This is a genomic window from Burkholderia sp. IDO3 (assembly GCF_003366075.1).
In the GTDB taxonomy this organism is placed as follows: domain Bacteria; phylum Pseudomonadota; class Gammaproteobacteria; order Burkholderiales; family Burkholderiaceae; genus Burkholderia; species Burkholderia anthina.
This window is the reverse complement of the sequence record NZ_CP028962.1, coordinates 69,660-94,094: the sequence shown is the minus strand read 5'-3', so window position 1 is coordinate 94,094 and position 24,435 is coordinate 69,660. Positions and strand designations below refer to the sequence as shown.

The window sequence follows — 24,435 nt, the reverse complement described above, 5'->3', positions numbered from 1 at the left end:
TCGCGCCGCCGCGGGCGGCTGAATTCGATGGAGCGACCTGATGGGTAAAAAATCCGCGCGGCCCGAGCCGGCCGCATCCCGACCGAGCCGGGAAGAAGCCGAGGATGCCGTTCGCGTGCTGCTGCGCTGGGCCGGCGACGATCCCTCCCGCGAAGGCCTGCTCGACACGCCCGCGCGCGTCGTGCGCGCCTACGAACAGTTCTTCGCCGGCTACGCGCTCGACCCGCGCGACATCCTCGCGCGCACCTTCAGCGAAGTCGACGGCTACGACGAGATGATCGTGCTGAAGGACATCCGCTTCGAGAGCTATTGCGAACACCACATGGTGCCGATCATCGGCCGCGCGCACGTCGCGTATCTGCCGAACCATCGCGTCGTCGGCATCTCGAAGCTCGCGCGCCTCGTCGACGCGTTCGCGAAGCGCCTGCAGATCCAGGAAAAAATGACCGTGCAGATCGCCGACACGCTGTTCGACGTGCTGCAGCCGAAGGGCGTCGGCGTAATTCTCGAAGCCGCGCACCAGTGCATCTCGACGCGCGGCGTGCACAAGCCGGGCGTCGAGATGGTCACGTCGCGCATGCTCGGCACCTTCCGCACCGATCCGTCGACGCGGCGCGAATTCCTGTCGATCGTCGCGAATCCTTCTTCAGTCAACCTGACGAATACGTAATGCAGTCTACGAAGCAAGCGGCGAACGCGCCCGTCGTGCTCGTGACCGGCGCCGCGCGCCGGGCCGGGCGCGCGTTCGCCGAGTATTTCGCCGCGCACGGCTATCGCACCGCGGTGCACTACGACCGCTCGGCCGATGCCGCGCAAGCGGCGGCCCGCACGATCGCCGAACGCGGGCACGATTCGGCCGCGCTGCAGGCCGACCTGTCGGATGCCGCGCAGATCACCGCGCTGATCGACCAGGCCTATGCGCGCTTCGGCCGCCTCGACGTGCTGGTCAACAACGCGTCGGTGTTCTGGCAGGATCACTTCCCGAGCTTCGACCTCGCGGCGTTCGACCAGGCGTGGGCCGTCAATTGCCGTGCGCCGATCCTGCTCACGCGCGCGTTCTACGAGCGGGCCCGCGCGGCCGGCACGCAGGGCGTCGTCGTCAACGTGGTCGACCAGAAGATCAAGGAAAACTTCCACCGCGACCACTTCAGCTACACGGTCGCGAAGGCCGCGCTCGGCAACCTCACGCAGATGCTCGCGCTGTCGTCGTCGCCGGTGCTGCGCGTGAACGCGGTGTTCCCCGGCTTGATGCTGCCGAGCGACGACCAGACGCAGGCCGACTTCGAACACGCGAGCCGCGCATCGACGCCGCTCGCGCGCATCGCCGGCCCCGACGACGTCGCCAGCGCGATCCTGCTGCTCACGGGCAGCGCGTACAACGGCGTGGATTTCGTCGTCGATGCGGGGCAGAACCTGATCCGCGTCGATCAGGACGTGCTGTACAAGCACCGCTCGCCGGCCAGCAAGCACTGAGGCTCGGTGAGCGAAGGCGGCTGCGCGCCGCCTGCGTGCGCCGGGTCGCGCGGCTTTGCGCCGCTCACGCGCGACGCTCGCTGGCGGCGGTCAGGTCGTCGCTCCATTCCACCTCGTCCGCCGCGTCGTGCGGCGCGTCGCCCGAGCATTCGCACAGCTCGTCCGCTGCGTCCGCCCCATGCCGCTGCGTCGTACGGCGCGGCGCCCGGGCGTTCGCGCACCGCGTTACGGCTTCTCGCCGCTCCCGCCTTCCCGAACCTTGCCCTGCGCGACACTCGTGCCAGGCGGCACGCTGTGCGTGAGCCACACGTTGCCGCCGATCACCGAGCCGCGCCCGATCGTCACGCGGCCGAGAATGGTCGCGCCCGCGTAGATCACGACGTCGTCCTCGACGATCGGATGCCGCGCGTTGCCCTTGACCAGCGTGCCTTCGCCGTCGGCCGGGAAGCTCTTCGCGCCGAGCGTGACGGCCTGGTACACGCGCACGCGCTCGCCGATGATCGCGGTTTCGCCGATCACGACGCCGGTGCCGTGGTCGATGAAGAAGCTCGGGCCGATCTGCGCGCCCGGGTGAATGTCGATGCCGGTAGCCGAGTGCGCGATTTCATTGATGAACCGGGCGAGCAGCGGCACGCCGAGCCGGTGCAACGCATGCGCGAGCCGATGGTGCATCATCGCCAGCACGCCGGGGTAGCACAGCAGGATTTCGGTGATGTGCTGCGCGGCCGGATCGCCGGCGTACGCGGCCTGGATGTCGCTGACCAGCAGTGCGCGGACCGACGGCAACTGCCGCCCGAACTCGCGCGCGATCTCGAATGCGCGCTCGTCGAGTGCCGCGAACGGCGTGTCCACATGCTCGGGCAGGAACGGCAGCGCGCGGCGAATCTGCTCGGACAACACGCGCAGCGTGCTTTCGAGCGTATGGCCGACGTAATAGTCGACGCTTTCGTCGGTAAGATCGGGCGCACCGTAATGCGTCGGAAACATCGACGCGCGCAGGCCGGTGACAATCTTGCAGATCGCGTCGCGCGACGGCAGTTCGCGAATGCCGCGCGGATGACGCGTGCGATGGAGTTCCTCGCGCGACTCGCGCAAACCGGCGACGATTTCTTCGAGGCCCCACTGACGGGCGGGTGATGTCGACATATGCCAATGCAGGCAGCCGCGCGCAGTCGCACGGCCGCTAATAAAGTGACGGGTTCCGCAAGATTACCGCGTTTTTCGTCCGGCAGCGGCCCGCGGTGGATCGGCCGGATGGCCAATGCGGCCGGTGCGCGACGGCGTCAGATCGCGATGCTGCTCGCGTCGATCCAGCGCACGGCCCAGTCGCGCGCGTGCGCGATCGCAGCGCCTTCGTCGTTGAACTGGAGTTCGATCGGAAAAAAACGATTGGCAACGAGTTCCCCGTCGCTCGATCGGGAGATCACGACATAGGGCTTGAACGACCCGTCACTGGCGCGCGCGGGCGCGCAATTCAACAGATAACCGCGGTGCGTGAAGGCAGTAGTCGCTTGCATGAATCCGCCACCTCTAGTCCCTTGCTTTGTTGTTCACTACCCGTCTTTAAGGGTGCTGCGGCCCCCGGCGCGGGCAGAGACGGCGAGATCGCTTCCCCTCTCGCCGCTTCGCAGGAAAAGAATCATACTCTGTAGAAAACGCGTGTTCTAGCTGAAATAAATCACGACAAATCAATGCGCGCCGCGCGACCGCGGCGATCGCCCGCGCGCCTTTTCCCGTCGTGCCCGGAACGGGACTTGCTTCGATCCGGAGCGCTTCGCCGCCAGGAGAGCCGCGATGGAATCGTCAGCTCAAGCGCACACCGCGCATCCGCGCAGCATCGAACTCGACAACGACGACACGCACGACAGCACCGTCGACACCGACGGCAAGAATCGCGAAGCGTCGCGTCTTGCTGGCGGCGCGATCTCGCCCGATCAAATCACGCGCAGCAACGCATCGCTCGTCAACGCAATGCCCGAAGCCGGCGACGGCTTCGCGGGCTTCGACAGCCGCCCCGGCGGCAATCACCCGGCGTTCGCGCTGCGGGCCGGCTACACGGTGATCGAGAAAGGTTTCGATGCACCGCCGCACGCAGGCGACGAACTGTTCGGCCCGGTTCACCGGATGTACGGCAGCGCGTACTGGCCCGGGCACGGACGCCGGCCCGAACGCGTCATCGAGATCGCCGCGGTGCCGAGGTAGCGCGCGGCGTTTGAATCGATCGTTCGTTTGCCGGAGCGGCGCGCGGGCCGATGGTTCGCGCGGGCCCGGCTTGTGTTCGGCGCGCACGCGGACGATCTTCCGTATCGGTGTCGATACCGGCGCCGGTTCGCGGCGACGCGCGGGTGCGCCGCGCGCTTTCGATCGATGTGAATGCATCGATGTTGATCGAAATCAGGTTATTCGCAGTTCGGTTGCGATCCAATGGAGGCACGCGCGCGATTCGGCTTCGCCAAAGCGGACGTTGTCGTGCATCGGCGGACGGTGCCGCACCCCGGACCATCGCGCGACGCCTGTGCGGCCGCTGCCGTCACGATGCGGTATCCGCACGGTGTTCGTCCGCCGTCATCTCGCCGCAGACTGCCGCAACGCGCCGCCCGGACGGCCGGCCGGCGCGACGTCGCACGCCGCCGCACCCGTCACGCAGCGCAACATGCGGCGCGCGCATGGCTCGCGATCGGCATGCGCCGCTGCAACGACACAAGCGCCGCGATCGCGCGTGCCGATCGAGACGACCGGCATGTCGATGCAAAGTCCCTGCCGTTGGTTTACTCTGCCTCGCAGCAACGCACGGTCTGCCCGGCCGTTCGGCCGACTTCCGTTCAACCCGCCACTCGGAGACACTATGTACAAGCGCATTCTGGTTGCCATCGACGGCAGCGACACGTCCCGCCACGCATTCGATGCCGCACTCGCACTCGCGAAGGAACACGGCGCGGAACTGCAGCCGTTCTACGTCGTCGAGAACGCCGCGATCTACTACAACGTGCCGGGCTACGATCCGTCCGTGCTGCGCGACCAGCTCGTCGCGCAAGGCAACGCGCTCGCGGCGGATTTCACGAAGCTGATGCAGGCGGCGGGCGTGAAGGGCGAGACGCTGATGAGCGAAGCGTCGTCGCTCAACGACGTCTCGACGCTGATCCTCGATGGCGCGAAGGCATTCGGCGCCGATCTGCTGGTGCTCGGCACGCACGGCCGGCGCGGGTTCCGCCGCCTCGTGCTCGGCAGCATCGCGGAACAGTGCGTGCGCCACGCGACGTTGCCCGTGCTGCTGATCCCGGCCGCCTCGCACACGGATGAGCAGGAGGGCTGAACATGTTCGCGCGCGCACCGTGCTCACGCAACGGCCGGCATGCGCGCGCGGTCGCGACGTTTTGTCACCCGACCGCACCAATTTGCGGTGGGACAATGATTCTGTCGATTCAACGCCGGAGTAAACGATCATGCTGACGCCCGTCGCCACACGCCCCGCCGCCCCTTCCCATGCAGGCAACTGGGCTCCCCGCCAGGCCCCTCATTGCTCGTCGTGCGCAATGCGTCATCTGTGCATGCCGCAGGGCCTCGCCCCCGAAGCGCTCAGCCGCCTCGAATCGGTCATCTGCGCGGCTCGCCCGGTCAAGCGCGGCGAAGCGTTGTTCCGCGAAGGCGATGCGTTCGACAACCTGTATGCCGTACGTTCGGGTTCGCTGAAAACCGTCGCCACGCGCCATGATGGCCGCGAACAGGTCACCGGCCTGCACCTCGCGGGCGAAGCGCTCGGCCTCGACGGCATCTGCGACGACACGCACCCGCGCACCGCGGTCGCGCTGGAAGACAGCTCGGTCTGCGTGATTCCGTACAGCGCGCTCAAGTCGCTGTGCTCGGAAGCCGGCACGATGCAACTACGCATGCACAAGCTGATGAGCGAGCAGATCGTGCGCGAAACGTCGCAGACGATGCTGCTCGGTTCGCTGAATGCGGAAGAGCGCGTCGCCGCGTTCCTGCTCGACGTGTCGCAGCGCTACCTGAAGCGCGGCTACTCGCCGTCGGAATTCAACCTGCGGATGACACGCGAAGACATCGGCAGCTACCTCGGCATGACGCTCGAAACGGTCAGCCGCACGCTGTCGAAATTCCAGAAGCGCGGCCTGATCGAAATGCAGGGCCGCCTCGTGCAGATCGTCGACTTCGACGGCCTGCATCACGTCTGACCCGGCCCGGCGCGTGCGATACGCGCCGCATGCCTTCCCCGTCCGATCAGTCGAGAAACAGCGCGGCGCGCGCCTTCAGCGCCGCGCTGAAATCGTCGAGCCAGCCGATCGACAGGCGCCAGCTCTGCCAGTAAAGCTCGATGTCGACCGTCCGCCCGCGCGACATGTCGACCAGTTCGCCCGCTGCCAGCTGGCGATCGACCATCCGGTCCGGACACATTCCCCATCCCAGCCCCGTTTCGCATGCGCGTAGATACCCGGCGACGTGCGGTATCCAGTGTTGCGGCGGATCGAGCTCCGCACGCGTCACGCGCCGGATGAAACGCGCCTGCAGCCCGTCCTTCGGATTGAACATCACGCACGGCGCGCGGCGCAGCGCATCGCGCGTGATGCCCGCGCCGAAATAACGGTCGTGAAACGCCGGCGAGCACACCGCGCGATAGCGGATGCGCCCGAGCCGCGTCGACCTGCACCCCTGGATCGGCTCGGCCTGCGCGGTCACCGCGCCCTGCACGCTGCCGTCGCGGATGCGCGCGGCCGTGTAGTCCTGATCGTCGATCACGAGGTCGAGCAACGTCTCGCGCTCCGTGCAGAACGGCCCGACCGCGTCGATGAACCACGTCGCGACGCTGTCGTCGTTCACGGCCACGCGCAGCGTCGGCCATGCGCTCGCGATCTGGCCCGGCAATGCGGGCATCCGGCCGCCCAGTTCGGCCTCGAGCAACTGCACGCGCTCCGTATGCCGGCACAGCAGCGCGCCCGAGGTCGTCGCGACGCACGGCTGCCCGCGCTTGACCAGCACGCTGCCGACACGCTCCTCCAGCAGTTTCACCCGCTGCGACACCGCCGACGGCGTGACGTTCAGCTCCCTGGCCGCCCGTTCGAACGAGCCGTGCCGGATCACCGCCGCGAGGGCGTCGAGCAACGCGTAGTCCAGCATTAGATTTCCTTAATCGACATTAGGTAAATTAGCTTCTCTTATTCCGGGGCTGACCGCAGACTAGCGCCAACCGATTCCCCCGTCTACTGCTGTCAATTCCCCATCATGAACTGGATCGCTTTTTCTCACGGCGTGGCCCTGTGCGCGTCGCTCATCGTCACCATCGGCGCGCAGAACGCGTTCGTGCTCCGGCAAGGCATCATGCGCTCGCATGTCGGCAAGATCGTGCTGCTGTGCGCGCTGTCGGACATGATCCTGATCGGCACGGGCGTCGGCGGCGCGTCGGTGCTCGTCGAACGCTATCCGACCTTCGTCCACGCGGTGCTGTACGTCGGTCTCGCGTATCTCGCGTGGTTCGGCATCAACGCGCTGCGCCGCGCGTTCAAGCCGGGGCACGAAACGCTCGACGTCCGCGGCGACGCCGTCGCGCCGCCGCCGCAAAGCGCGGCCGCGATCGTGCTGATGACGCTCGCGTTCACGTGGCTCAACCCGCACGTGTATCTCGACACCTTCCTGCTGATCGGCACGGCCGGCGCGCGCGAGCCGGAAGGCGCGCGCTTCGCGTTCGCCGTCGGCGCGATGTCGGTCAGCGTCGTGTGGTTCCTCGGGCTCGGATACGGTGCGCGACTGCTCGCGCCGTGGTTCCGCAAGGCCGTCGCGTGGCGCGTGCTGGACGGCGCGATCGGCGGGATGGTGCTGTTCCTGGCGGCGGTGCAGTTGCGATAGCACGTTCGCCGATCGAAGCCCGGGCAGCGGCTTGCCGCCCGCACGCAGCAACCCTCCCTCCGTTTCTCCCGCCCGCATCCGCGACGAAATTCAGTTCCAGATCGAACGCAGCCGACCGGATCACCACGCAACGGACGACGCGTCCGCTATCCGCCGCGATTCCTCCGCCTCCACGGCGGCGGGCCGGCTGCACGATTTCGAGCGATCGGCGAGAATGTCCCGAGTCCCGCGACAACGGCGCAAGCGCGTCGCGCCCCGCCGTCTCGTCGCCGTCATCTCGTCCCATCCCGTAGTTCGATCCCGTCACCTCGCAGATTTCGGAGAGAAACATGGCACTACGCACCCTCGGCACGTCGGACATCCAGGTTTCACCGCTCGCCTTCGGCGGCAACGTCTTCGGCTGGACCGTCGACGAGAACGCATCGTTCGCGCTGCTCGACGCGCTCGCCGACACCGGCATCAACTTCATCGACACGGCCGACGTCTATTCGGCCTGGGCGCCCGGCAACAGCGGCGGCGAATCGGAAACGATCATCGGCAAGTGGCTCAAGCGCTCCGGCAAGCGCGAACAGGTCGTGATCGCGACCAAGGTCGGCATGCTCGCCGCGCGCGCGGGGCTGACCAAGGACAACATCCTGAAGGCCGCCGACGATTCGCTGCGCCGCCTGCAGACCGACTACATCGACCTGTATTTCTCGCACCGCGATCTCGCCGACACGGCCCCGCTCGAAGAAACCCTCGCCGCATACCAGACGCTGATCGAAGCAGGCAAGGTGCGCATCATCGGCGCATCGAACTACAGCGGCGCGCGCCTGCGCGAAGCCGCCGACATCAGCCAGCGCGACGGCCTGCCCGCATACCAGGTGATCCAGCCGGAATACAACCTGATCGACCGCGCCGAATACGAGCGCGATCTCGAACCGGTCGTGCGCGACCTGAAGCTCGGCGTCGTCAACTACTACGCGCTCGCGAGCGGCTTCCTGTCGGGCAAATACCGCAGCGAAGCCGATCTGAAGAAGAGCGTGCGCGGCAGTCGCGTCGCCGGCTATCTCAATGAGCGCGGGCTGCGCATCCTCAAGGCGCTCGACGACGTGTCGGCCAAGCACGGCACGCAGCCGGCCGCGATCGCGCTCGCCTGGCAGATCGCCCGGCCGACGATCACCGCGCCGATCGCCAGTGCGACGTCGCTCGAACAGCTCGCGCTGCTCGGCGAAGCGATCCGCGTGCAGCTCGACGACGGCGATATCCGCAAGATCGACGAGGCCAGCGCGGCCTGAGGCCGTCTGCAACAGCACAGGCCGGTCGGTGGAATCGCGTCGTGCAGCGGTTCCGCGGCCGGCCTGCGTCATCTGCGTTCCGGTATTGCCGCATGCGGGGCGCATGAAATTCTCGCGTGGCGGCTCGATACAATGGCGTGCATCCCGACGGCCGGGCGGCTCGACCTGATCGAACCGGTATCCGTGCCCGGACGAACACCACGCACGGAACCGCCCATGCCCCGGAACACCCGCCGCTCCCGTTACGCCCGCCTGCCCTCCGCGGCCGTCGCCGCGCTGCTCGCGTTCGCGTTCGCGCCGGCGGTATCCCATGCCGGCTGGTACGAGGTCGTGAACTACACCGGCACGATCGGCCGCGCCCCCGTCCACGTGTCGCTGCAGACTTACGACGCGCTCGACCACAACGACGCGGGCCGCTGGCGCGTCGACGGCAGCTACTACTACGACGCGCATCGCACGCCGATTCCGCTGCGGGGCCATCGCGAGCCCGACGGCCGCATGACGCTGTGCGAGGCGTCGCCGCCCGCCTCGACTGCCGAATCGCCGGTCGTGCCGCCCGCATCGCCGTCGCGGCCGAAGCCTTGCCCGATCGCGATCGCCGTCACGGGCAAAACGGCAACCGGCCTCTGGGACGACGGCCGGAAGACGCTCCCGGTCGCGCTGAACGAAGTCGGGCGCCTGAACGACAACGATCGCGATCACCTGCAGCTCGACGGCACCGTCGACGTCCCGATGTGGTCCCGTACGAAAACGCACATGCTGGTCGGCGTCTACACGCTGTCCGACCAGTGCGGGATCGCGATGCGATCGCTGCGCGCGGTGAACATCGCGACGGGCCGCACCGATCGCACGATCGCGCTCGGATGCGATGCGGGGATGGTGATGACGTCGATCTACGCGAACGTCACCGATGCACAGCGTGACGGCCACGTGACCGTCGAGTTCCGCGACAGCAAGATGGGCTACGAGCAGGACGTTTCGCTCGGACTGCCGGCCGGTTCGTCGAAGTAAGCCCGCGTCAAACCGGACAACCTAGGGCCTGTTCACGCTAATAACGGGCTTGCGCTGGCCCCCAGAAGGGCCGAGCGCAAGGAATGCGACGAAGCGAATACTCGACGTATTCGCGAGGAGCATGACGCCGCGATCGGCCCTTCTGGGGGCCAGCCCCACGAATGAATTTTCCAAATAGGGGAACGTGCCTTTCCGCCCGCATGGCGGCGTCGTTCGTCGTTGCAATAGCTACGGCTATTGCGCCTCCTCTCTCCTTGCCTGCGCCCGGAGGAAGTCCCCTTGGGGGACGGGCGGAAAGGCACGTTCGCAAGCCCGTTATTAGCGTGAACAGGCCCTAGCCCGAATACGCGCCCATGTCTTGCCTGCCACGGCCACCATCGTTGACCCGGAAGGACATCCGCCCGCAATCCGCCGCCCCTCGCGCGTCCCGGCCCGGCCCCGGGTCTTTCACCGATTGACCGCGCCCCGCGACGTGCCCGAGACTGCGCCGCTCGGGCGGTCATTGGGAGAACGTCATGCCGGACATCAGCACGGGAAGCGTCACGATCTCGACGCGCGCCGTACGCGGCGACGAACGCGTCGACTTCTGGGTCGACCACGTCGCCCGCTCGCTCGTGCGCATCGAGTGCAGCGGAAAATCGTCCGAAGGCATCGACGCGACGCTGCGCAGGCGCGACCTCGGCCTGCTCGGCGTATGCGACATCGTCGCGAACCGGCACGCGGTCGTGCGCACGCCGCACAACATCCACGCGGACCAGCGCGACGCCGTATTCGTCTGCCTGATGCACGAAGGGCAAGGCTATACGTTCCAGGACGTCGAATGCATCCAGCATGCGCCCGGCGACATCGTGCTGTACGACACGTCGATGCCGTACGGCCACGGCTTCCCGGCCAACATGGCGATGACCGTGCTCGACGTGCCGCGCGATATCTTCGAGGCGCGCGTCGGCCCGTGGCGCTACCGCAGCGTCGTCAAGATCGACCGCGGCGACGGCGTCACGTCGTGGGCCGTGCAGCGGATGTACGCGATGCTCGCCGAGCCTTATGAAGCGACGCCCGACGCACGCGAACGGCGCGCCGCGACGATGCTCGACGTGATGCAGTCGATGCTGCGGCTGCGCGACGGCGACGCGTCGCCGACCAAGTCGACCGCCCATACGCTGTCGCGCGCGAAGACGTTCATCGACAGCCATCTCGCCGACGACGATCTCGACAGCCAGTCGGTCAGCCGCGCGCTCAACCTGTCGCCGCGCCAACTCGCGCGCGTGTTCGAGATCGAAGGGATGCCGCTCACGCGCTACATCCTCGCGCGGCGTCTCGAACGCTGCCGCGCCGACCTGCGCGACCGGTCGCTGAAACACCTGACGGTCAGCGAAATCGCATTCCGCTGGGGGTTCAACAACAGCGCGCACTTCAGCCGCAGCTATCGCGCGCGCTTCGGCGAGACGCCGAGCGACACGCGCGTGCCGGCCGAAGCCCGCTAGCGCCCGTTCGCGCCCGGCGCCGCCGTGTCCCTGCGAGGCAAGCACGGCGGCCGTCCCGGTCAAATAGGTCCGCATGCCCATCGATAAGCTGGCTTCTTGCGCGGCGGTGCTCGTTCCGCCGCCCGACAGCAAGGAGAAGAAGCGGGATGGAGACGTACGACCATATCGTCGTCGGCGGCGGTTCGGCCGGCTGCACGGTGGCACATCGACTGGTAAAAGCGGGCAGGCGCGTGCTGCTGCTCGAGGACGGCCCGAAGGACGACAGCCTGTTCATCCGGATTCCGGCGACGTTCATCCGCGTGCTCGGTACGCAGCGCACGGTGACGTTCGAAAGCGAGCCGCAAGCCGGCGCGGCGGGGCGCAAGACCTACGTGCCGCAGGGCCGCACGCTCGGCGGCGGCAGCTCGGTCAACGCGATGCTGTACGTGCGCGGCACGCGCGCCGACTATGACGAATGGGCCGCGCTCGGCTGCGCCGGCTGGGGTTGGGACGACGTGCTGCCGGTGTTCAAGCGCGCCGAATCGCACCTGCGGCTGTCCGAGCCGTTCCACGGCACCGACGGGCCGCTGAAGGTCGGCGACACGCGTTTCCGGCATCCGCTGAGCCTCGCGTTCGTGAAGGCCGCGCAGGAAGCCGGCATCGCGTACAACGACGATTTCAACGGCGCCGCGCAACACGGCGCCGGCTTTTATCACACGACGATTTTCGACGGACAGCGCGGCAGCACCGCGGCGACCTATCTCGCCGACGCGCTCGGTCACGCGAACCTGCGCGTGCTGACCGGCTGCCGCGTGACGCGCGTGCGCTTCGACGGCCGGCGCGCGACCGGCGTCGAATGGCGCACGGAAAGCGGCGCAACCGGTTCGGCGGCCGCGCGCGCCGACGTCGTGCTGGCCGCCGGTGCGCTCAGTACACCGAAGCTGCTGATGCTGTCGGGCATCGGGCCCGGTGCGCATCTCCATGCGCACGGCATCGACGTGCTGCACGACAGCCCCGAGGTCGGCGCGAATTACCAGGACCATCTCGAAGTGTCGATCTACGGCTACAGCCATGCGCCGATCAGCCTGCTCGGCGAGGATCGCGGGTTGAAGGCGCTGCGCCACGGATTGCAGTGGATGCTGAGCCGCACGGGCCTGCTGACGTCGAACGTCGTCGAATCGGGCGCGTTCGTCGATACGACGGGCGAAGGCCGTCCGGACATCCAGTTCCACGTGCTGCCGACGCTCGTCGGCGACGTCGATCGCGAACCGCTGCCCGGTCACGGCCTGTCGATCAACCCGTGCCTGTTGCGGCCGCGCTCGCGCGGCTCGGTGCAGTTGCGCGGCAACGATCCCGCTGCGCCGATCCGCTTCGACAGCGGCGCGCTCTCCGACCCCGCCGACGTCGACGGCCTCGTGCGCGGCGTCGCGCTCGCGCGGCACATCCTTCGCGCGCCGTCGCTCGCGCGTGTCGTCCGCGAAGCCGAGCCGCTGACCGACGACGCGCTGGCCGACTACGTGCGGCACCGCGCGAAAACCGTCTACCATCCGGCCGGCACGTGCCGGATGGGCAGCGATGAAAGCGCGGTCGTGACGCCGCGTCTCGCGGTGCAAGGGATCGACGGATTGCGGATCTGCGATGCGTCGGTGATGCCGCGCATCGTGTCGGGCAACACGAACGCGCCGACGATCATGATCGCGGAGCGCTGCGCGGAATTCTTGCTGGCGGGTTGACGGCGCACTCCGCGCGGCAATGAACATGAAAGCGGCGCGTGAATCACGCGCCGCTTCGACGTCGGTTTCGCTGCATCAACAGGCGCTGCGCAGCGTCATCGGCGACGCGCCGTAGCGTTCGCGAATCGCGCGGCTGAAGTGCGCCTGGCTCGAGAAGCCCCAGCGAAACGCGATCTCGCCGATGCTCGTCTTGCGCAGCCGCGCATCGGTCAGCTCGCGGTGCGCATGCGACAGCCGCTCGGACCAGATGTGCTGCGTGATCGACTCGCCTTCGGCGGCAAACAGCCGGCTCAGGTGCCGCAACGACAGCCCGACCGCATCGGCAACCGCCTGCGGCCCGAGCTCCGGCTCGCCGAGATGGGTCGCGATGTACTGCTTCGCGGTCAGCAGATACGACAGCGACGCGCGCGATGCGCCCGCACCGTTCACTTCGACGTCGATGAGTTCGGCAACCAGCGTGCGCGTGTGCTCGGCGAAGCGCGCGGCCTCGCCCTCGACCGGCTCCTTCATGAAGCGCTCGACGCTCGCGCGCAGCGTCGCACCGAGCATCGCGCCCGCCCCCGGCTTCGGCGCGATCCGCAGCGGCAGCGCCGCCAGCTCCGCATCGAAGCGGTCGTCGAACGTCGTGACCGGAATGTCGATCAGCAGTTGCCGCATCGGTGTGAGGAATCCGAACAGATAAGGCACGCGGGTGTCGTACACGACCACGTCGCCGGCTTCCGCGAGCAGGCACCGGTCGCGCTGGATGAAATACGCGCGCCCGCTCAGGATCTGGCACGCAAACAGCGACTCCTTCGGCAACTGGCGCACCAGCGCGGGGCTGCGTTCGATCACGTGATCGCGGCCGCTGATGTCCGCGACGCCCAGCCCCGGCAGCGCGAGATCGGTTTTCTCGACCTCGAGCCCGGCCGGCGACAGCGACGAGCAGCGCAGCCCGACCAGCGTCTCGGCGTTGAACGCATCCCAGTACGCCATCCGGTCGCGCGCCGGCACGTCGGCCGTCGAGCCTCGCGTGCGTGAAAAAACGGTCGAATTCGTCACGTCGCCTCCTGCTGGCGCCTGTCGTGCGGAGCGGCACGGATTGGGGAAGGGTGCGTCTTGTCGTTGGTGCGGTGCGATGTCCGGCCCGATCAAGCAATTCGTCCAGCCCAGTCAAGAGCGCCGCGCACCGGCTGGCTAAAGTCGTCCCCACGACACCAACCTGCAAGGAGACAAACCGTGGTCGACAAAGCCGTATCCGAATTCTGGCAAAACATCGCGCCGATTGCCAATCCGTTCAAGCCCGATGCGCTGCCCGAAGCTTACATCCAGAACGCGGCCACCGAAGACGAGCGCTATTACGTTCCGTTCACCGAAACGGTTTCGTCGCGGCCGTTGTGGATCTCGCCGTCGCAAAACAAATGGTGCGACATCCTGATGGCGAAGGAAGCGGGGCTCGTGAACCGGCACTACCACCCGCACGAGGTGTTCGCGTACACGCTGTCCGGCAAGTGGGGCTATCTGGAGCACGAATGGACCGCGACGCGCGGCGATTTCGTGTACGAAACGCCGGGCGAAGGCCATACGCTCGTCGCGTTCGATCATCCGGAACCGATGCGCGCGTTCTTCATCGTCAAGGGCCCGTTGATCTGGCTCGATGACGAAGGCAATCCCGACGGCTACTTCGACGTGCATTCGTACATCGCGATGTGCAAGGCGCACTACGAGAAAGTCGGCCTCGGCGCGCAGGCGATCGAGAAGCTGTTCCGCTGACGCGCGACGAGGCCGCCCATGACATCCCATTCCTCCCCCAAACCCGCATGGACGTACGAGAACAGGCTGCTGCTGATCCTGTTCATGACGTTCGGCTTCGTGTTCTTCGACCGCCTCGCGCTGTCGTTCCTGTTTCCGTTCATGTCGGCCGAGCTGCACCTGTCGAATACGCAGCTCGGCATGGTGTCGTCCGCACTCGCGCTGACGTGGGCGCTGTCGGGCGCCGCCACCGGCGCCTGGTCCGACGCGCGCGGCACCCGCAAGCCGCTGCTGATCGCGGCCGTGCTGGGCTTTTCCGTCTGCTCGGCGCTGTCGGGCCTCGTCGGCGGCTTCGCGAGCCTGATCGCGTTCCGCGCGCTGATGGGCATCGCCGAAGGCCCCGTGCTGCCGCTGTCGCAATCGCTGATGGTCGAGAGCTCGACGCCAAGCCGCCGCGGGCTGAACATGGGCCTGCTGCAAGGCTCGGCCGCCGGCCTGCTCGGCGCGATGATCGGGCCGCCGGTCGTGATCGGCATCGCGACGGCGTACGGCTGGCGCGAAGCGTTCTACGTGTCGTGCATTCCCGGCTTCCTGATCGCGTTCTGCATCTGGCGCTGGGTTCGGGAAGTGCCGCCCGGCGGCGTCCGGCATGCACAGGCCGACAGCACGGCCACGCCCGGCGTGCAGGTCAGCCGCTGGGCGCTGCTGAAGGAACGCAACATCCTGCTGTGCGTGCTGATCAGTTGCTTCTTCCTCACGTGGTTCGTCGTGATCATCTCGTTCGCGCCGGTCTTCCTCGTCGAGAGCCGCCATCTGTCGCCGGCCGACATGGGCGTCGTGATGACCTGCCTCGGCGCCGCGTGGGTGTTCTGGGGCTTCGCGGTGCCGGCGATTTCCGACCGGATCGGCCGCAAGCCGACGATGATCGCGTTCGCGCTGATCGCCGCGATCTGCCCGATCGTGCTGATCCACGTCAATGCGCTGTGGGCGCTCGGCGCGCTCGTGTTCGTCACGTACACGGGCCTCGGCTGCTTCACGCTGTTCATGGCGACGATCCCGGCCGAAACGGTGCCGCCGCGCGCGATCGCCAGCGCGCTCGGCCTGATCATGGGCGCGGGCGAGCTGATCGGCGGCTTCGTCGCGCCGACCGTCGCCGGTTTCGCCGCCGACAAGTACGGCCTGCAGTTCGCGATGTGGACGTCGGCCGCCGGCGCGATCCTCGCGTGCGTGCTGTCGTTCGGTCTCGTCGAAACCGCGCCCGCCGTGCTGCGCAAGCGCGCGCTCGCCGGTGCCGGCGCCCGTCTCGATACCCAGAACCTCGGAGGACGCTGACATGCGTGCACTTCAATGGCACGGCCCGCGCGACATCCGCCTGGCCGATCTCGACACGCCGCGTGCCGGGCCCGGCGAGGTTCGCGTCGCAGTGGCCTATTGCGGGATCTGCGGCAGCGACCTGCACGAATATGCGGACGGCCCGCATGCGATTCCGGTCGGCACGCCGCATCCGCTGTCGGGCCGCACCGCGCCGCTCACGCTCGGCCACGAGTTCAGCGGCACCGTCGTCGAAGTCGGCGCGGGCGTGACGACACTGGCCCCGGGCGACCGCGTCGCGATCGAGCCCGAGTATCGCTGCCACCAGTGCGCGTACTGCCGCTCCGGGTCGTACAACCTGTGCGTGTCGATGGGCTTCGCCGGGCTGATGGGCGACGGCGGGATGGCCGACTTCGCGGTCGTGCCGGCCTACATGCTGCACCGGCTGCCCGACGACGTGAGCCTCGAACAGGCGGCGGTGATGGAACCGGCCGCCGTCGCGCTGCACGCGCTGCGGCGCGGCGAGCTGCGCCTCGGCGACACCTGCGCGGTGTTCGGGCTCGGGCCGATCGGGCTGTTGCTGATCATGCTCGCGAAGCTGCAGGGCGCGACGACGATCGTCGCGGTCGACGTGTCGCCGGAACGGCTCGCGGCCGCCGCGCGCTTCGGCGCGACGCATGCGTTCGACGCACGCTCGCTCGACGCGCCGGTGCTGCGCGACGCGATCCGCGAAGCCGCGGGCGGGCTCGGCGTCGACGTGAGCTTCGAGGCGGCCGGCCTGCCGGCCACGTTCGAAGCGGCGATGCAAGGGTTGCGCAAGGGCGGTCGTCTCGTGATGGTCGGCCTGATGCCGCATGTGGGCTTCGACGCATTCCGCGCGGTCAACGACGAGCTGACCTTCACGGCCAGCGTCGGCTACCGGCACGTGTACGAAGACCTGCTTCGGCTCGTCGGGTCGGGCGCGCTCGACCTCACGTCGATCGTCACGCGCACCGTGTCGCTCGAAGACGCCGTCGCCGACGGCTTCGATGCGCTGCTCGCCGATCGCGCCCAGATCAAGATCCTCGTTGCGCCATCGCACCGGCCGGCGCGCCCCCTTCACACCATCGGGAGTATCGAACATGAGCCGCCAGTGGTCGTTTGACGGCAAGACCATCGTCGTGACGGGCGGCACGTCCGGCATCGGCGCACGCACCGCGTTGCGGTTCGCGCAAGCGGGCGCATCGGTCGTCGCGCTCGGGCTCGATGCCACCGGCCCGCATGCGCCCGTCCATCCGGGCGTTCGCCGCGTCGAACTCGACGTGACCGACAGCGACGCACTGACACGCACGATCGGCGCGCTGCCGCACGTCGATGCGCTCGTCAACGGCGTCGGCATCAGTCGGCACGCGGACGAATACCGGATGGACCAGTTCGAGTTCGTGCTGAACGTGAACCTGACGTCGGTGATGCGGGCGTCCGACGCCGCGTTGACGGCGCTGTCGGCGAACGGCGGCAGCATCGTCAACGTCGCATCGATGTACACGTACTTCGGCAGCAAGGATCGCCCGGCGTACAGCGCGAGCAAGGGCGGCATCGCGCAGCTCACGCGCTCGCTCGCGCAGGCATGGGCCGACCGCGGCATCCGCGTAAACGCGGTCGCGCCCGGCTGGATCGACACGCCGCTCAGCAGCGGGCTGATGGCCGACACGCAGGCTTCGCGGCGGATTCTCGATCGCACGCCGCTCGGGCGCTGGGGCACGGCCGACGAGGTTGCGGACGTGATCCTGTTCCTGTGTTCGCCCGCCGCGTCGTTCGTCACCGGCGCGATCGTGCCGGTGGACGGCGGGTATTCGACGGTCTAGCCGACGCAGTACGCGCGGGCATCGGCGACCGATCGACATCGCCGACGCCCGCGGGATCGACCGGTGCGGTTCCGGGCGCGATCGAATCGGTAGTTTCGCAACACCTTATCTTCATATCAATCAGTAGTCCCATCAAAAATATTCCGGCACGACCGGAAACATGTGAGGAGCACATTGGAGATGACGAAAAAGACCTTGCTGGCCCTCGCGGCCTGCACGATCCCGGCCGCGTCGTTCGCGCAGAGCAGCGTGACGATGTTCGGGCTGCTCGACGCCGGCATCAGCTATGTCAGCAACGAGGGCGGCCACGGCAACGCGAAATTCGACGACAACATATTCTTCCCGAACCTGCTCGGCTTCGAGGGCAAGGAAGACCTCGGCGCCGGCACGCGCGCGATCTTCCGGCTCGTCAATCAGTTCTCGCTCGCGAACGGCTCGATGATCGGCGGCGGGCTGTTCGCGCGCACGGCCTACGTCGGGCTGCAGAACGACCGCTACGGCACGCTGACGCTCGGCAACCAGTACGAGTTCATGGTCGATGCGCTGGCCGCGAGCGGCAACGAGATCGCGCAGGATCTCGTCGGGCTGTACGGCTTTCGCAACGGGCCGTTCGACAAGCTCGCGTTGCCGAACAACCCGACCGGCGCCTTCGACTGGGATCGCGTCGCGGGCAGCAACCGCGTCGCGAATTCCGTGAAGTACACGAGCGCATCGATCTCGGGGCTGACCTTCGGCGCGCTGTACGGCTTCGGCAACGTCGCGGGGTCGGTCGGCGCGAACAACACGGTCAGCGTCGGCGCGAGCTACGACAACGGCCCGTTCGGCGCGGGCGCCGCCTATACGAACCAGAAATACGGCGCGGCGGACGGGATGCCGGCCACGAGCGTGCGCAACTGGGGCGCGGGCGCGCACTACACGCTCGGCACGGTCACCGCGAAGGCGCTCTTCACGACCGTGCACAACGCGTGGAACGGCGCGGGCGCATGGTCGGCGGAAGCCGGCGCCGCGTGGCATCCGTCGCCGGCCTGGGTGGTCGGCGCGAGCTACACGTACATGAAGGGCAACGACACGCTCGACAACGCGCACGCGCATCAGTTGCTGGCCGCCGTTCAGTACTGGCTGTCCAAGCGCACGATGGTGTATGTGGCCGGCGTGTATCAGCGCGCGAGCCACGGCAGCAATGCGCAGATCAACGGCGTGATGGATGCCGACGGCGCGGCAAGCGGCACGGTGCAGTCGATCGCGCGGGTGGGGTTCAGTACGCGGTTCTGACGCGCCGCACCCTTTGACGAAAATGCCCGCCCGGGTCGCCCCGGGCGGGCATTTCCATTGGCGCCACGCCGTCAGAAGCGAATCGTCACCGCCTTCGGCTCGGTGTAGGCGTCGATGAACGACGAACCGTACTCGCGTCCGATGCCGGACCCCTTCGCGCCGCCGAACGGCACGGCCGGGTCGACCAGCGTATGCATGTTCACCCACACGGTGCCGGCTTCGATGCGCGGCACGTAGCGCAGCGCCTTCGACAGGTCGTTCGTCCACAGGCTCGCGGTGAGCCCGAACGGCGTGTCGTTCATCATCGCGATCAGCGCTTCCTCGTCGTCGAACGGCACGAACGCGCCGACCGGCCCGAAGATCTCCTTGCGATACGACGCCGATTCCAGCGAGCTCGGCAGCACGATGGTCGGCTTCACGTAGAAGCCGTCGCGCGCATACGCGCCGCCGCCGGTCACGATCGTGTCGCCTTCCGTGCGCGCGAGCTCGAATGCGTCGAGACACTTGCGGAACTGCGGTTCGTTGCAGACGGGGCCGATCATCCCCGCGTCGTCCATCGGGTCGGCCGGCTGGAAGCTGTCGAGACGCGCCTTCATCTTCTCGACCACCTCGTCGAATTTCGAGCGATGCACGAAGAAGCGTTCCGCCGATGCGCACACCTGCCCGCTGTGCAGGAACCCGGCCTCGACGATGCCGTCGAGAATCTTGTCGACCGGCGTGTCCGGCAGGAACGCCGCGGCATTCTTGCCGCCCAGCTCGAGCGTGAAGCGCGTGAAGTTCGCGTTCACGGCTTCCTCGCCGATGATGCGGCCGGTCGGCACCGACCCCGTGAACGACACCTTCGCCACGCGCGGATCGCGGATCACCTTCGAGCCGACCTGGCCCGTGCCGTTGATCACGTTGAGCGTGCCGGGCGGCAGGCCGGCTTCGGTCGCCAGCTCGGCGATGCGCAGCATCGTGAGCGGCGTGAACTCCGACGACTTGATCAGCACCGTGTTGCCGGTCGCGAGCGCCGCGCCGAACTTCCACACCGGGATCATCACCGGGAAATTCCACGGAATGATGCCGAACACGACACCGAGCGGCTGGCGCAGCGTGAACGACGTGTAGCGCTCGCCGTTCATGCTCGGAAACGACGGCGCGAGCGTTTCGCCCGCGATCTTCGTGGCCCAGCCCGCGTAATAGCGCAGCCAGCGCGCGGACCAGCCGACCTCGATCACACGCGACAGCCCGATCAGCTTGCCCGACTGCGCGGTTTCGATCTGCGCGATCTCTTCGCCGTGCGCGTCGATCAGGTCGGCGAAGCGCAACAGGATGCGCTCGCGATCAGCCGGCGTCAGGCTGGCCCATTCGCCGCGAAACGCGTGATGCGACGACGCGATCGCGGCTTCGACGTCGTCGTCGGTCGCCTGGGCGACCGAGCCGATCACCGCACGCGTCGACGGATCGCGCACGTCGATCCGTTCGCCGCGGCCGGCCACCGCGCGACCGTCGATGTAGTGACCGTGTTCGCGCGCGAGAAACGTTTTGACTTCGTCCAGCATCCGAACCAGTGCCATCTGTGTTCCTCCGGAAATTCCGTTGAATGTGAAGGTGAGTGTGAAAGGCCCGATCAGGCCGCTTGGGCGATCAGGTTCGATGCTTTTTCGGCGAGCGCGATGGTCGGCGCGTTCGTGTTGCCGCTCGGGATGCCGCCGAGCACGCGCCCTTGCGGCGCTCGACGAGGCGGGTCGCGATCGTGCAGCCCGCCGAGCCGGCGCCAACGACGATGTCGTCGAAAGTGCTATCGGACATCCTGACATGCGCCCGCGGTCGTCCGCACGACGGCCGCCGGCGCGCGCCGCCGCCGCATGCGTCCGTTGCCCGGCCTTCGGCACGGTCTCCTTGAAAATCGGTGGTTACGCTTCATCGCACGAGCCAGCCCATGCGATTCGACAGAACAGCTTGCCGACCGCCTGTCGATTCTAGGGACGCGTCGCCCGCGCCGATCGGCGTTGCGTGCACACTTTTGGCTTGAGCGTGCAGATCGATGCGGTGCGATGGGGTGCACTGAGGTCGCGGCAAAACGTGGAGAAACCACGATTGACGCCGTGGGGCCGGGCTCCCGACAATGGCGCCGTCTGAACCCGCGTCGCGGCCGTTTGCATTACCCTTGACGCGTTCCCCGGCCCACTTCCTCTTCCGGCAATGGCACACGAACTCGTCGTCGACGCCAGCAACAGCAGCACGAACCTGCGCGACCTGATCGCGGACAGCTTCCTGCCGCTGATCTTTCACGACACCGGCCCGCAGTTCCGGATGTCGGTGCGCGTTGCCACGGTTGGCGGCCTGCGCATGGCGGACGTCGATACAACGGCGATCCGCGTCGATCGCGACCGCTCGCTCGCGTCGCGCGCCGACCGCGACTGCTACAAGATCCTGTTCCAGATCGCCGGACAAAGCCGCGTCACGCAGCGCAACGCGACGTCGACCGTCAATCCCGGCGAGTGGGTGATCTACGATGCGACGCAGCCGTACATGATCGAATCGGCGAACGCGTCGCGCTTCGTCGCCGCGCTGACGCCGCCGAGAAGCGGCACGATGTGGCGCTGGTTCGTGGAGCGGGCGGGCGTGCAGGTGCGACAGACCGTCGGCAATGCGCAACTGGCGCTTCAATCGATCCATTACCTGATGGACGGGCAGGTGCCGAACGATCCGGAAAGCCTGTTCGGCTTCGAGCAGTCGACGCTGATGCTGCTCGATTCAGTCATCCGCCGCGAGGCGAGCGATTCGCGTATGGGCGCCGATACGCGCAGCGCGACGCTGCGGATGAATGCGGAACTCTATCTGTCGCACCACTACAGCGATCCCGATTTGTCGCCGGACAAGCTGGCGAGCGCGCTGAACGTGTCGCGGCGCACGCTGTACAGCGCGCTGGCCGCGACCGAGCGGACGCCGCAGAGCTTGATTCAGGAATACCGGTTGCAGGCAAGCCGGCGCGCGCTGGAAGATCCGGCGGATACCCACCGCACGCTGCTGGAACTCGCGATCGCGTGCGGGTTTTCGGACATCACGCATTTCGGGCGGGCGTTCAAGGCGCGGTTCGGGTGTAGTCCAGGGGCATATCGTGTCGCATACCGCGCGATGCCGGGGGAGTGACGCGCGTCATCGCGCGGTACCGCCGAAACTCGACGCACCGGTCGACGATCAGCGCATCGACGCCGCGCCGCCCGCCTCCTGCATCGCCGCATCCCGGCACTGCGACGGCGTGATACCGAAGCGCCGGCGAAACAGCCGGGCAAAATACGCGGGATCGGAAAAGCCCGACTGCAACGCGAGGCGCGTAATGCTCGCGCCGTCCGCTCCGGTCTGCGACAGCACCTCGTAGCACTTTTCGAGCCGCAGCCGCTGGATCATCGCCTGCGGACTCTCGCCGATCGATTCGAACGCCTGGTAGAGCGTGCGTCGGCAGACCTTCAAGGCTGCCGCCAGGCAGTCGGGCGACAGCGCGCTGTCGTCCAGATGCCGATGAATGTACTGCTGCGCGTCGCGCAGCAACGTGTCGCGAACCTTGCGCCGCGAAGCGGGCGCCGTCCCGTCCGCAAAATCGATTTCCTCGGCGATCAGCGTCGCCACCAGTCCGAGCACGCCGAAGCGGCTGCGCGGGTTCATGCGCCGGCCTTCGCCGATCATCGCCTGCAGCGCGGCAAGCGCGACTGCCGCGCCACCCGCCGTCGGCATCGCGCGGCCGAGCGCGCGGCGGGCCAGTTCCAGCAGCGGATCGTGATCCGCGACTTCGCACAGCATCGTCACGAACTCGCCATGCGTTTCGCTCTGGATCCAGTACGGGCGGCTCGCCTCGTACAGCGTGAAATGCCCTTGCGGCACGACCGCTTCGCACGCGCCCTGTTCGAGTCGCGCGACCCCGCCCAGTTGCCAGATCACCTTGACGTAGCGGTGCTTGAGCGCCCCGCACGCGGCGCGCCCGATCGACGCGCTATGGGCCGCGGCCGCAATGCGCGCCACGCGGCAGCGCGCGTGATCGAACACGTCGACGCTCGCGTCGAATTCGCCGGACGACCCGGCATTGAGCTCCAGCGGAAAGAACCGATGCCGGATGCGCTCCGACCAGCCTGCAATGTCCGCGCCCGGCGCGGGCGGATGAGATCCCGAATCGATCATGACAGTGGCCTCCAGAAAGGTCCGGCTTGCAAGTCCGTTCATTGCGTCGCCGCCTGCGCGTGAATACGCCAGGCACGATGATCGACTCGCCCGACTTTCCGGTCGCATGGCGACGCACGGTCGTCATCCATCGAGGGGATCGAGACGTAGCGTACGACGCGCCGGCCGGAAAAAAAATTCGCACAACTCCCATCCGCGGCCGGATCGCCACCGGACACCCTGAAGATTTCACCTAGTTGCACGGCACTCCTGACGGCTCTGCACGCAAACACATGCGGCCGATGGCGCGACGCGGCAACCTGCCGACGGGCGGAAACCTGCTTCCGTTCGGACACCTTGCACCCGGCTTGCGCTGTCGCGAACACCGCCCGGAGACGAATGGCGGCCGCTCGTGCGCCGCCGGAGGAGACAAACGATGAAACGGCTACGTATTTCCCTGATTCTGTCCGCGCTCGCCGCCGCACACGGCGCCCATGCCACCGAAGGCGGCGGCTCCGTGTACCCGACCGGTGCGGAAGGCTACCTGTGCTGCGCGCTGCCCCCGCCGGGGCTCTATGCGCTGATCTATGCCGAGCGCTACCACGCCGGCGAACTGCGCGACAACGAAGGCCGCAACGTTGCGCCGCCGGATTTCGGCATCACGGCGTATGCGGTGACGCCGCGCATCGTGTGGGTGACCCCGTACACGTTCGCGGGAGCGTCGCTCGCCATGCACGCGCTGCTGCCGCTCGTCACGCTCGACGTGCACGCGGGCGGGCAATCGCAACGGCAGACCGGCGTCGGCGACATGACGTTCGGGCCGGCGCTCGGCTGGCATATCACGCCGACGCTCCACACGCTGCTCGCCGTCGATGTCTTCGCGCCGACCGGCCAGTACGACAAGAACGACCTCGCCAACATCGGCCGGAATTACTGGGCGATCCAGCCGATCGCCGGCATCTCGTACGGCGGCCGCACCGGGCCGACGTTCGATGCCAAGCTCATGTGGACGTTCAACCAGCGCAATCACGCGACGGACTACCAGTCCGGCCAGGAATTCATCGTCGACTACTCGGCGGGCTGGGGGTTCGGCAACGGACTGACGGTCGGCGCGGGCGGCTATTACTACCGGCAGATGACGGACGACGCGCAGGGCGGGCAGACCATCGCCGGCAATCGCGGCCAGTCGTTCGCGATCGGGCCGTCGATCAAGTACGACAGCGGGAAGGGCTGGTTCGTGACCGCCAAATACCAGATGGAAACCGATGTGCGGAACCGCCCCGAAGGGGCGGCATTCTGGCTCAAGGCCGTGTTTCCGCTGTGA

The 24,435-nt window shown here is 67.6% G+C and carries 23 protein-coding genes; 17 read left to right on the top strand and 6 right to left on the bottom strand.

Features of this window, described 5'->3' with window-relative positions; all coding sequences use genetic code 11:
- Positions 1–40: 40 nt before the first annotated feature.
- Together folE and DCN14_RS00435 are read left to right on the top strand one after the other, a co-directional pair.
- The gene (gene folE / locus DCN14_RS00440; protein ID WP_096500957.1) at positions 41–670 is read left to right on the top strand and encodes a GTP cyclohydrolase I FolE; all 630 of its coding nucleotides are present in this window, start codon (positions 41–43) and stop codon (positions 668–670) included.
- Positions 670–1,473, top strand: coding sequence for an SDR family oxidoreductase (locus DCN14_RS00435; protein WP_096500959.1), 804 nt, complete (start codon positions 670–672; stop codon positions 1,471–1,473). The genes folE and DCN14_RS00435 overlap by 1 nt, the downstream gene beginning before the upstream one ends.
- Before the next feature lie 225 nt (positions 1,474–1,698).
- Here the strand turns inward: DCN14_RS00435 and epsC are convergent, their stop codons facing one another.
- Positions 1,699–2,619: a serine O-acetyltransferase EpsC gene (gene epsC / locus DCN14_RS00430; RefSeq protein WP_096500961.1), complete on the bottom strand. Its 921-nt coding sequence runs from the start codon at positions 2,617–2,619 to the stop codon at positions 1,699–1,701.
- A gap of 137 nt (positions 2,620–2,756) precedes the next feature.
- A complete protein-coding gene (locus DCN14_RS00425; protein ID WP_096500963.1) occupies positions 2,757–2,990 on the bottom strand; it encodes a hypothetical protein in 234 nt (77 codons plus the stop codon).
- Positions 2,991–3,267: 277 nt separating this feature from the next.
- Between DCN14_RS00425 and DCN14_RS00420 the strand changes: the two genes are divergently transcribed.
- From DCN14_RS00420 to fnr, 3 genes are all read left to right on the top strand, one after another.
- Positions 3,268–3,675: a DUF3005 domain-containing protein gene (locus DCN14_RS00420; RefSeq protein ID WP_096500965.1), complete on the top strand. Its 408-nt coding sequence runs from the start codon at positions 3,268–3,270 to the stop codon at positions 3,673–3,675.
- 643 nt (positions 3,676–4,318) lie between these two features.
- A complete protein-coding gene (locus DCN14_RS00415) occupies positions 4,319–4,786 on the top strand; it encodes a universal stress protein (RefSeq protein WP_096500967.1) in 468 nt (155 codons plus the stop codon).
- A 130-nt stretch (positions 4,787–4,916) separates the two neighbouring features.
- Entirely contained in the window at positions 4,917–5,663 is a 747-nt protein-coding gene (fnr, locus tag DCN14_RS00410) for a fumarate/nitrate reduction transcriptional regulator Fnr (RefSeq protein WP_096500969.1), read from the top strand.
- Positions 5,664–5,709: 46 nt separating this feature from the next.
- Here the strand turns inward: fnr and DCN14_RS00405 are convergent, their stop codons facing one another.
- Positions 5,710–6,603: a LysR family transcriptional regulator ArgP gene (locus tag DCN14_RS00405; protein ID WP_096500971.1), complete on the bottom strand. Its 894-nt coding sequence runs from the start codon at positions 6,601–6,603 to the stop codon at positions 5,710–5,712.
- Positions 6,604–6,708: 105 nt separating this feature from the next.
- Here DCN14_RS00405 and DCN14_RS00400 point away from each other — a divergent pair, with 105 nt between their 5' ends.
- The 5 genes from DCN14_RS00400 to DCN14_RS00380 all read left to right on the top strand — a co-directional run bounded on the left by DCN14_RS00400 (position 6,709) and on the right by DCN14_RS00380 (position 12,813).
- The gene (locus DCN14_RS00400; protein ID WP_096500973.1) at positions 6,709–7,329 is read left to right on the top strand and encodes a LysE/ArgO family amino acid transporter; all 621 of its coding nucleotides are present in this window, start codon (positions 6,709–6,711) and stop codon (positions 7,327–7,329) included.
- Between the two features lie 329 nt (positions 7,330–7,658).
- Positions 7,659–8,606 carry an aldo/keto reductase gene (locus DCN14_RS00395; protein WP_096500975.1) on the top strand — a complete coding sequence of 316 codons (948 nt, stop codon included), beginning with the start codon at positions 7,659–7,661 and terminating at the stop codon, positions 8,604–8,606.
- Positions 8,607–8,822: 216 nt separating this feature from the next.
- Positions 8,823–9,617 carry a hypothetical protein gene (locus tag DCN14_RS00390; protein ID WP_240327223.1) on the top strand — a complete coding sequence of 265 codons (795 nt, stop codon included), beginning with the start codon at positions 8,823–8,825 and terminating at the stop codon, positions 9,615–9,617.
- A 515-nt stretch (positions 9,618–10,132) separates the two neighbouring features.
- Entirely contained in the window at positions 10,133–11,101 is a 969-nt protein-coding gene (locus DCN14_RS00385) for a helix-turn-helix domain-containing protein (RefSeq protein ID WP_096500977.1), read from the top strand.
- A 146-nt stretch (positions 11,102–11,247) separates the two neighbouring features.
- A complete protein-coding gene (locus DCN14_RS00380; protein ID WP_096500979.1) occupies positions 11,248–12,813 on the top strand; it encodes a GMC family oxidoreductase N-terminal domain-containing protein in 1,566 nt (521 codons plus the stop codon).
- A gap of 75 nt (positions 12,814–12,888) precedes the next feature.
- On the opposite strand, the gene DCN14_RS00375 is transcribed toward DCN14_RS00380, so the two are convergent.
- Positions 12,889–13,854: a helix-turn-helix domain-containing protein gene (locus DCN14_RS00375; protein ID WP_096500982.1), complete on the bottom strand. Its 966-nt coding sequence runs from the start codon at positions 13,852–13,854 to the stop codon at positions 12,889–12,891.
- 177 nt (positions 13,855–14,031) lie between these two features.
- Between DCN14_RS00375 and DCN14_RS00370 the strand changes: the two genes are divergently transcribed.
- The 5 genes from DCN14_RS00370 (at position 14,032) to DCN14_RS00350 (ending at position 18,971) form a co-directional block, all read left to right on the top strand.
- Positions 14,032–14,565, top strand: coding sequence for a 2,4'-dihydroxyacetophenone dioxygenase family protein (locus tag DCN14_RS00370; RefSeq protein WP_096500984.1), 534 nt, complete (start codon positions 14,032–14,034; stop codon positions 14,563–14,565).
- Between the two features lie 18 nt (positions 14,566–14,583).
- Positions 14,584–15,876: an MFS transporter gene (locus DCN14_RS00365; RefSeq protein WP_096500986.1), complete on the top strand. Its 1,293-nt coding sequence runs from the start codon at positions 14,584–14,586 to the stop codon at positions 15,874–15,876.
- Position 15,877: 1 nt separating this feature from the next.
- Positions 15,878–16,999 (top strand): 2,3-butanediol dehydrogenase, encoded by a 1,122-nt coding sequence (locus DCN14_RS00360; protein ID WP_096500988.1) that lies wholly within the window; start codon positions 15,878–15,880, stop codon positions 16,997–16,999.
- On the top strand, positions 16,977–17,699 hold the full coding sequence (locus DCN14_RS00355; protein WP_096500990.1) for an SDR family oxidoreductase: 723 nt from the start codon (positions 16,977–16,979) through the stop codon (positions 17,697–17,699). The genes DCN14_RS00360 and DCN14_RS00355 overlap by 23 nt, the downstream gene beginning before the upstream one ends.
- A 180-nt stretch (positions 17,700–17,879) precedes the next feature.
- Complete coding sequence (locus tag DCN14_RS00350) at positions 17,880–18,971, top strand: porin (RefSeq protein WP_096500992.1); 1,092 nt, start codon at positions 17,880–17,882, stop codon at positions 18,969–18,971.
- A 71-nt stretch (positions 18,972–19,042) separates the two neighbouring features.
- On the opposite strand, the gene DCN14_RS00345 is transcribed toward DCN14_RS00350, so the two are convergent.
- Positions 19,043–20,530, bottom strand: coding sequence for an NAD-dependent phenylacetaldehyde dehydrogenase (locus tag DCN14_RS00345; protein WP_096500994.1), 1,488 nt, complete (start codon positions 20,528–20,530; stop codon positions 19,043–19,045).
- A gap of 628 nt (positions 20,531–21,158) precedes the next feature.
- Between DCN14_RS00345 and DCN14_RS00335 the strand changes: the two genes are divergently transcribed.
- Positions 21,159–22,109 carry a helix-turn-helix domain-containing protein gene (locus tag DCN14_RS00335; protein ID WP_096500996.1) on the top strand — a complete coding sequence of 317 codons (951 nt, stop codon included), beginning with the start codon at positions 21,159–21,161 and terminating at the stop codon, positions 22,107–22,109.
- A 48-nt stretch (positions 22,110–22,157) separates the two neighbouring features.
- On the opposite strand, the gene DCN14_RS00330 is transcribed toward DCN14_RS00335, so the two are convergent.
- Positions 22,158–23,132: a helix-turn-helix domain-containing protein gene (locus DCN14_RS00330; RefSeq protein WP_240327222.1), complete on the bottom strand. Its 975-nt coding sequence runs from the start codon at positions 23,130–23,132 to the stop codon at positions 22,158–22,160.
- A 415-nt stretch (positions 23,133–23,547) separates the two neighbouring features.
- On the opposite strand from DCN14_RS00330, the gene DCN14_RS00325 reads away from it, so the two are divergent.
- A complete protein-coding gene (locus tag DCN14_RS00325) occupies positions 23,548–24,435 on the top strand; it encodes a transporter (RefSeq protein WP_096501000.1) in 888 nt (295 codons plus the stop codon).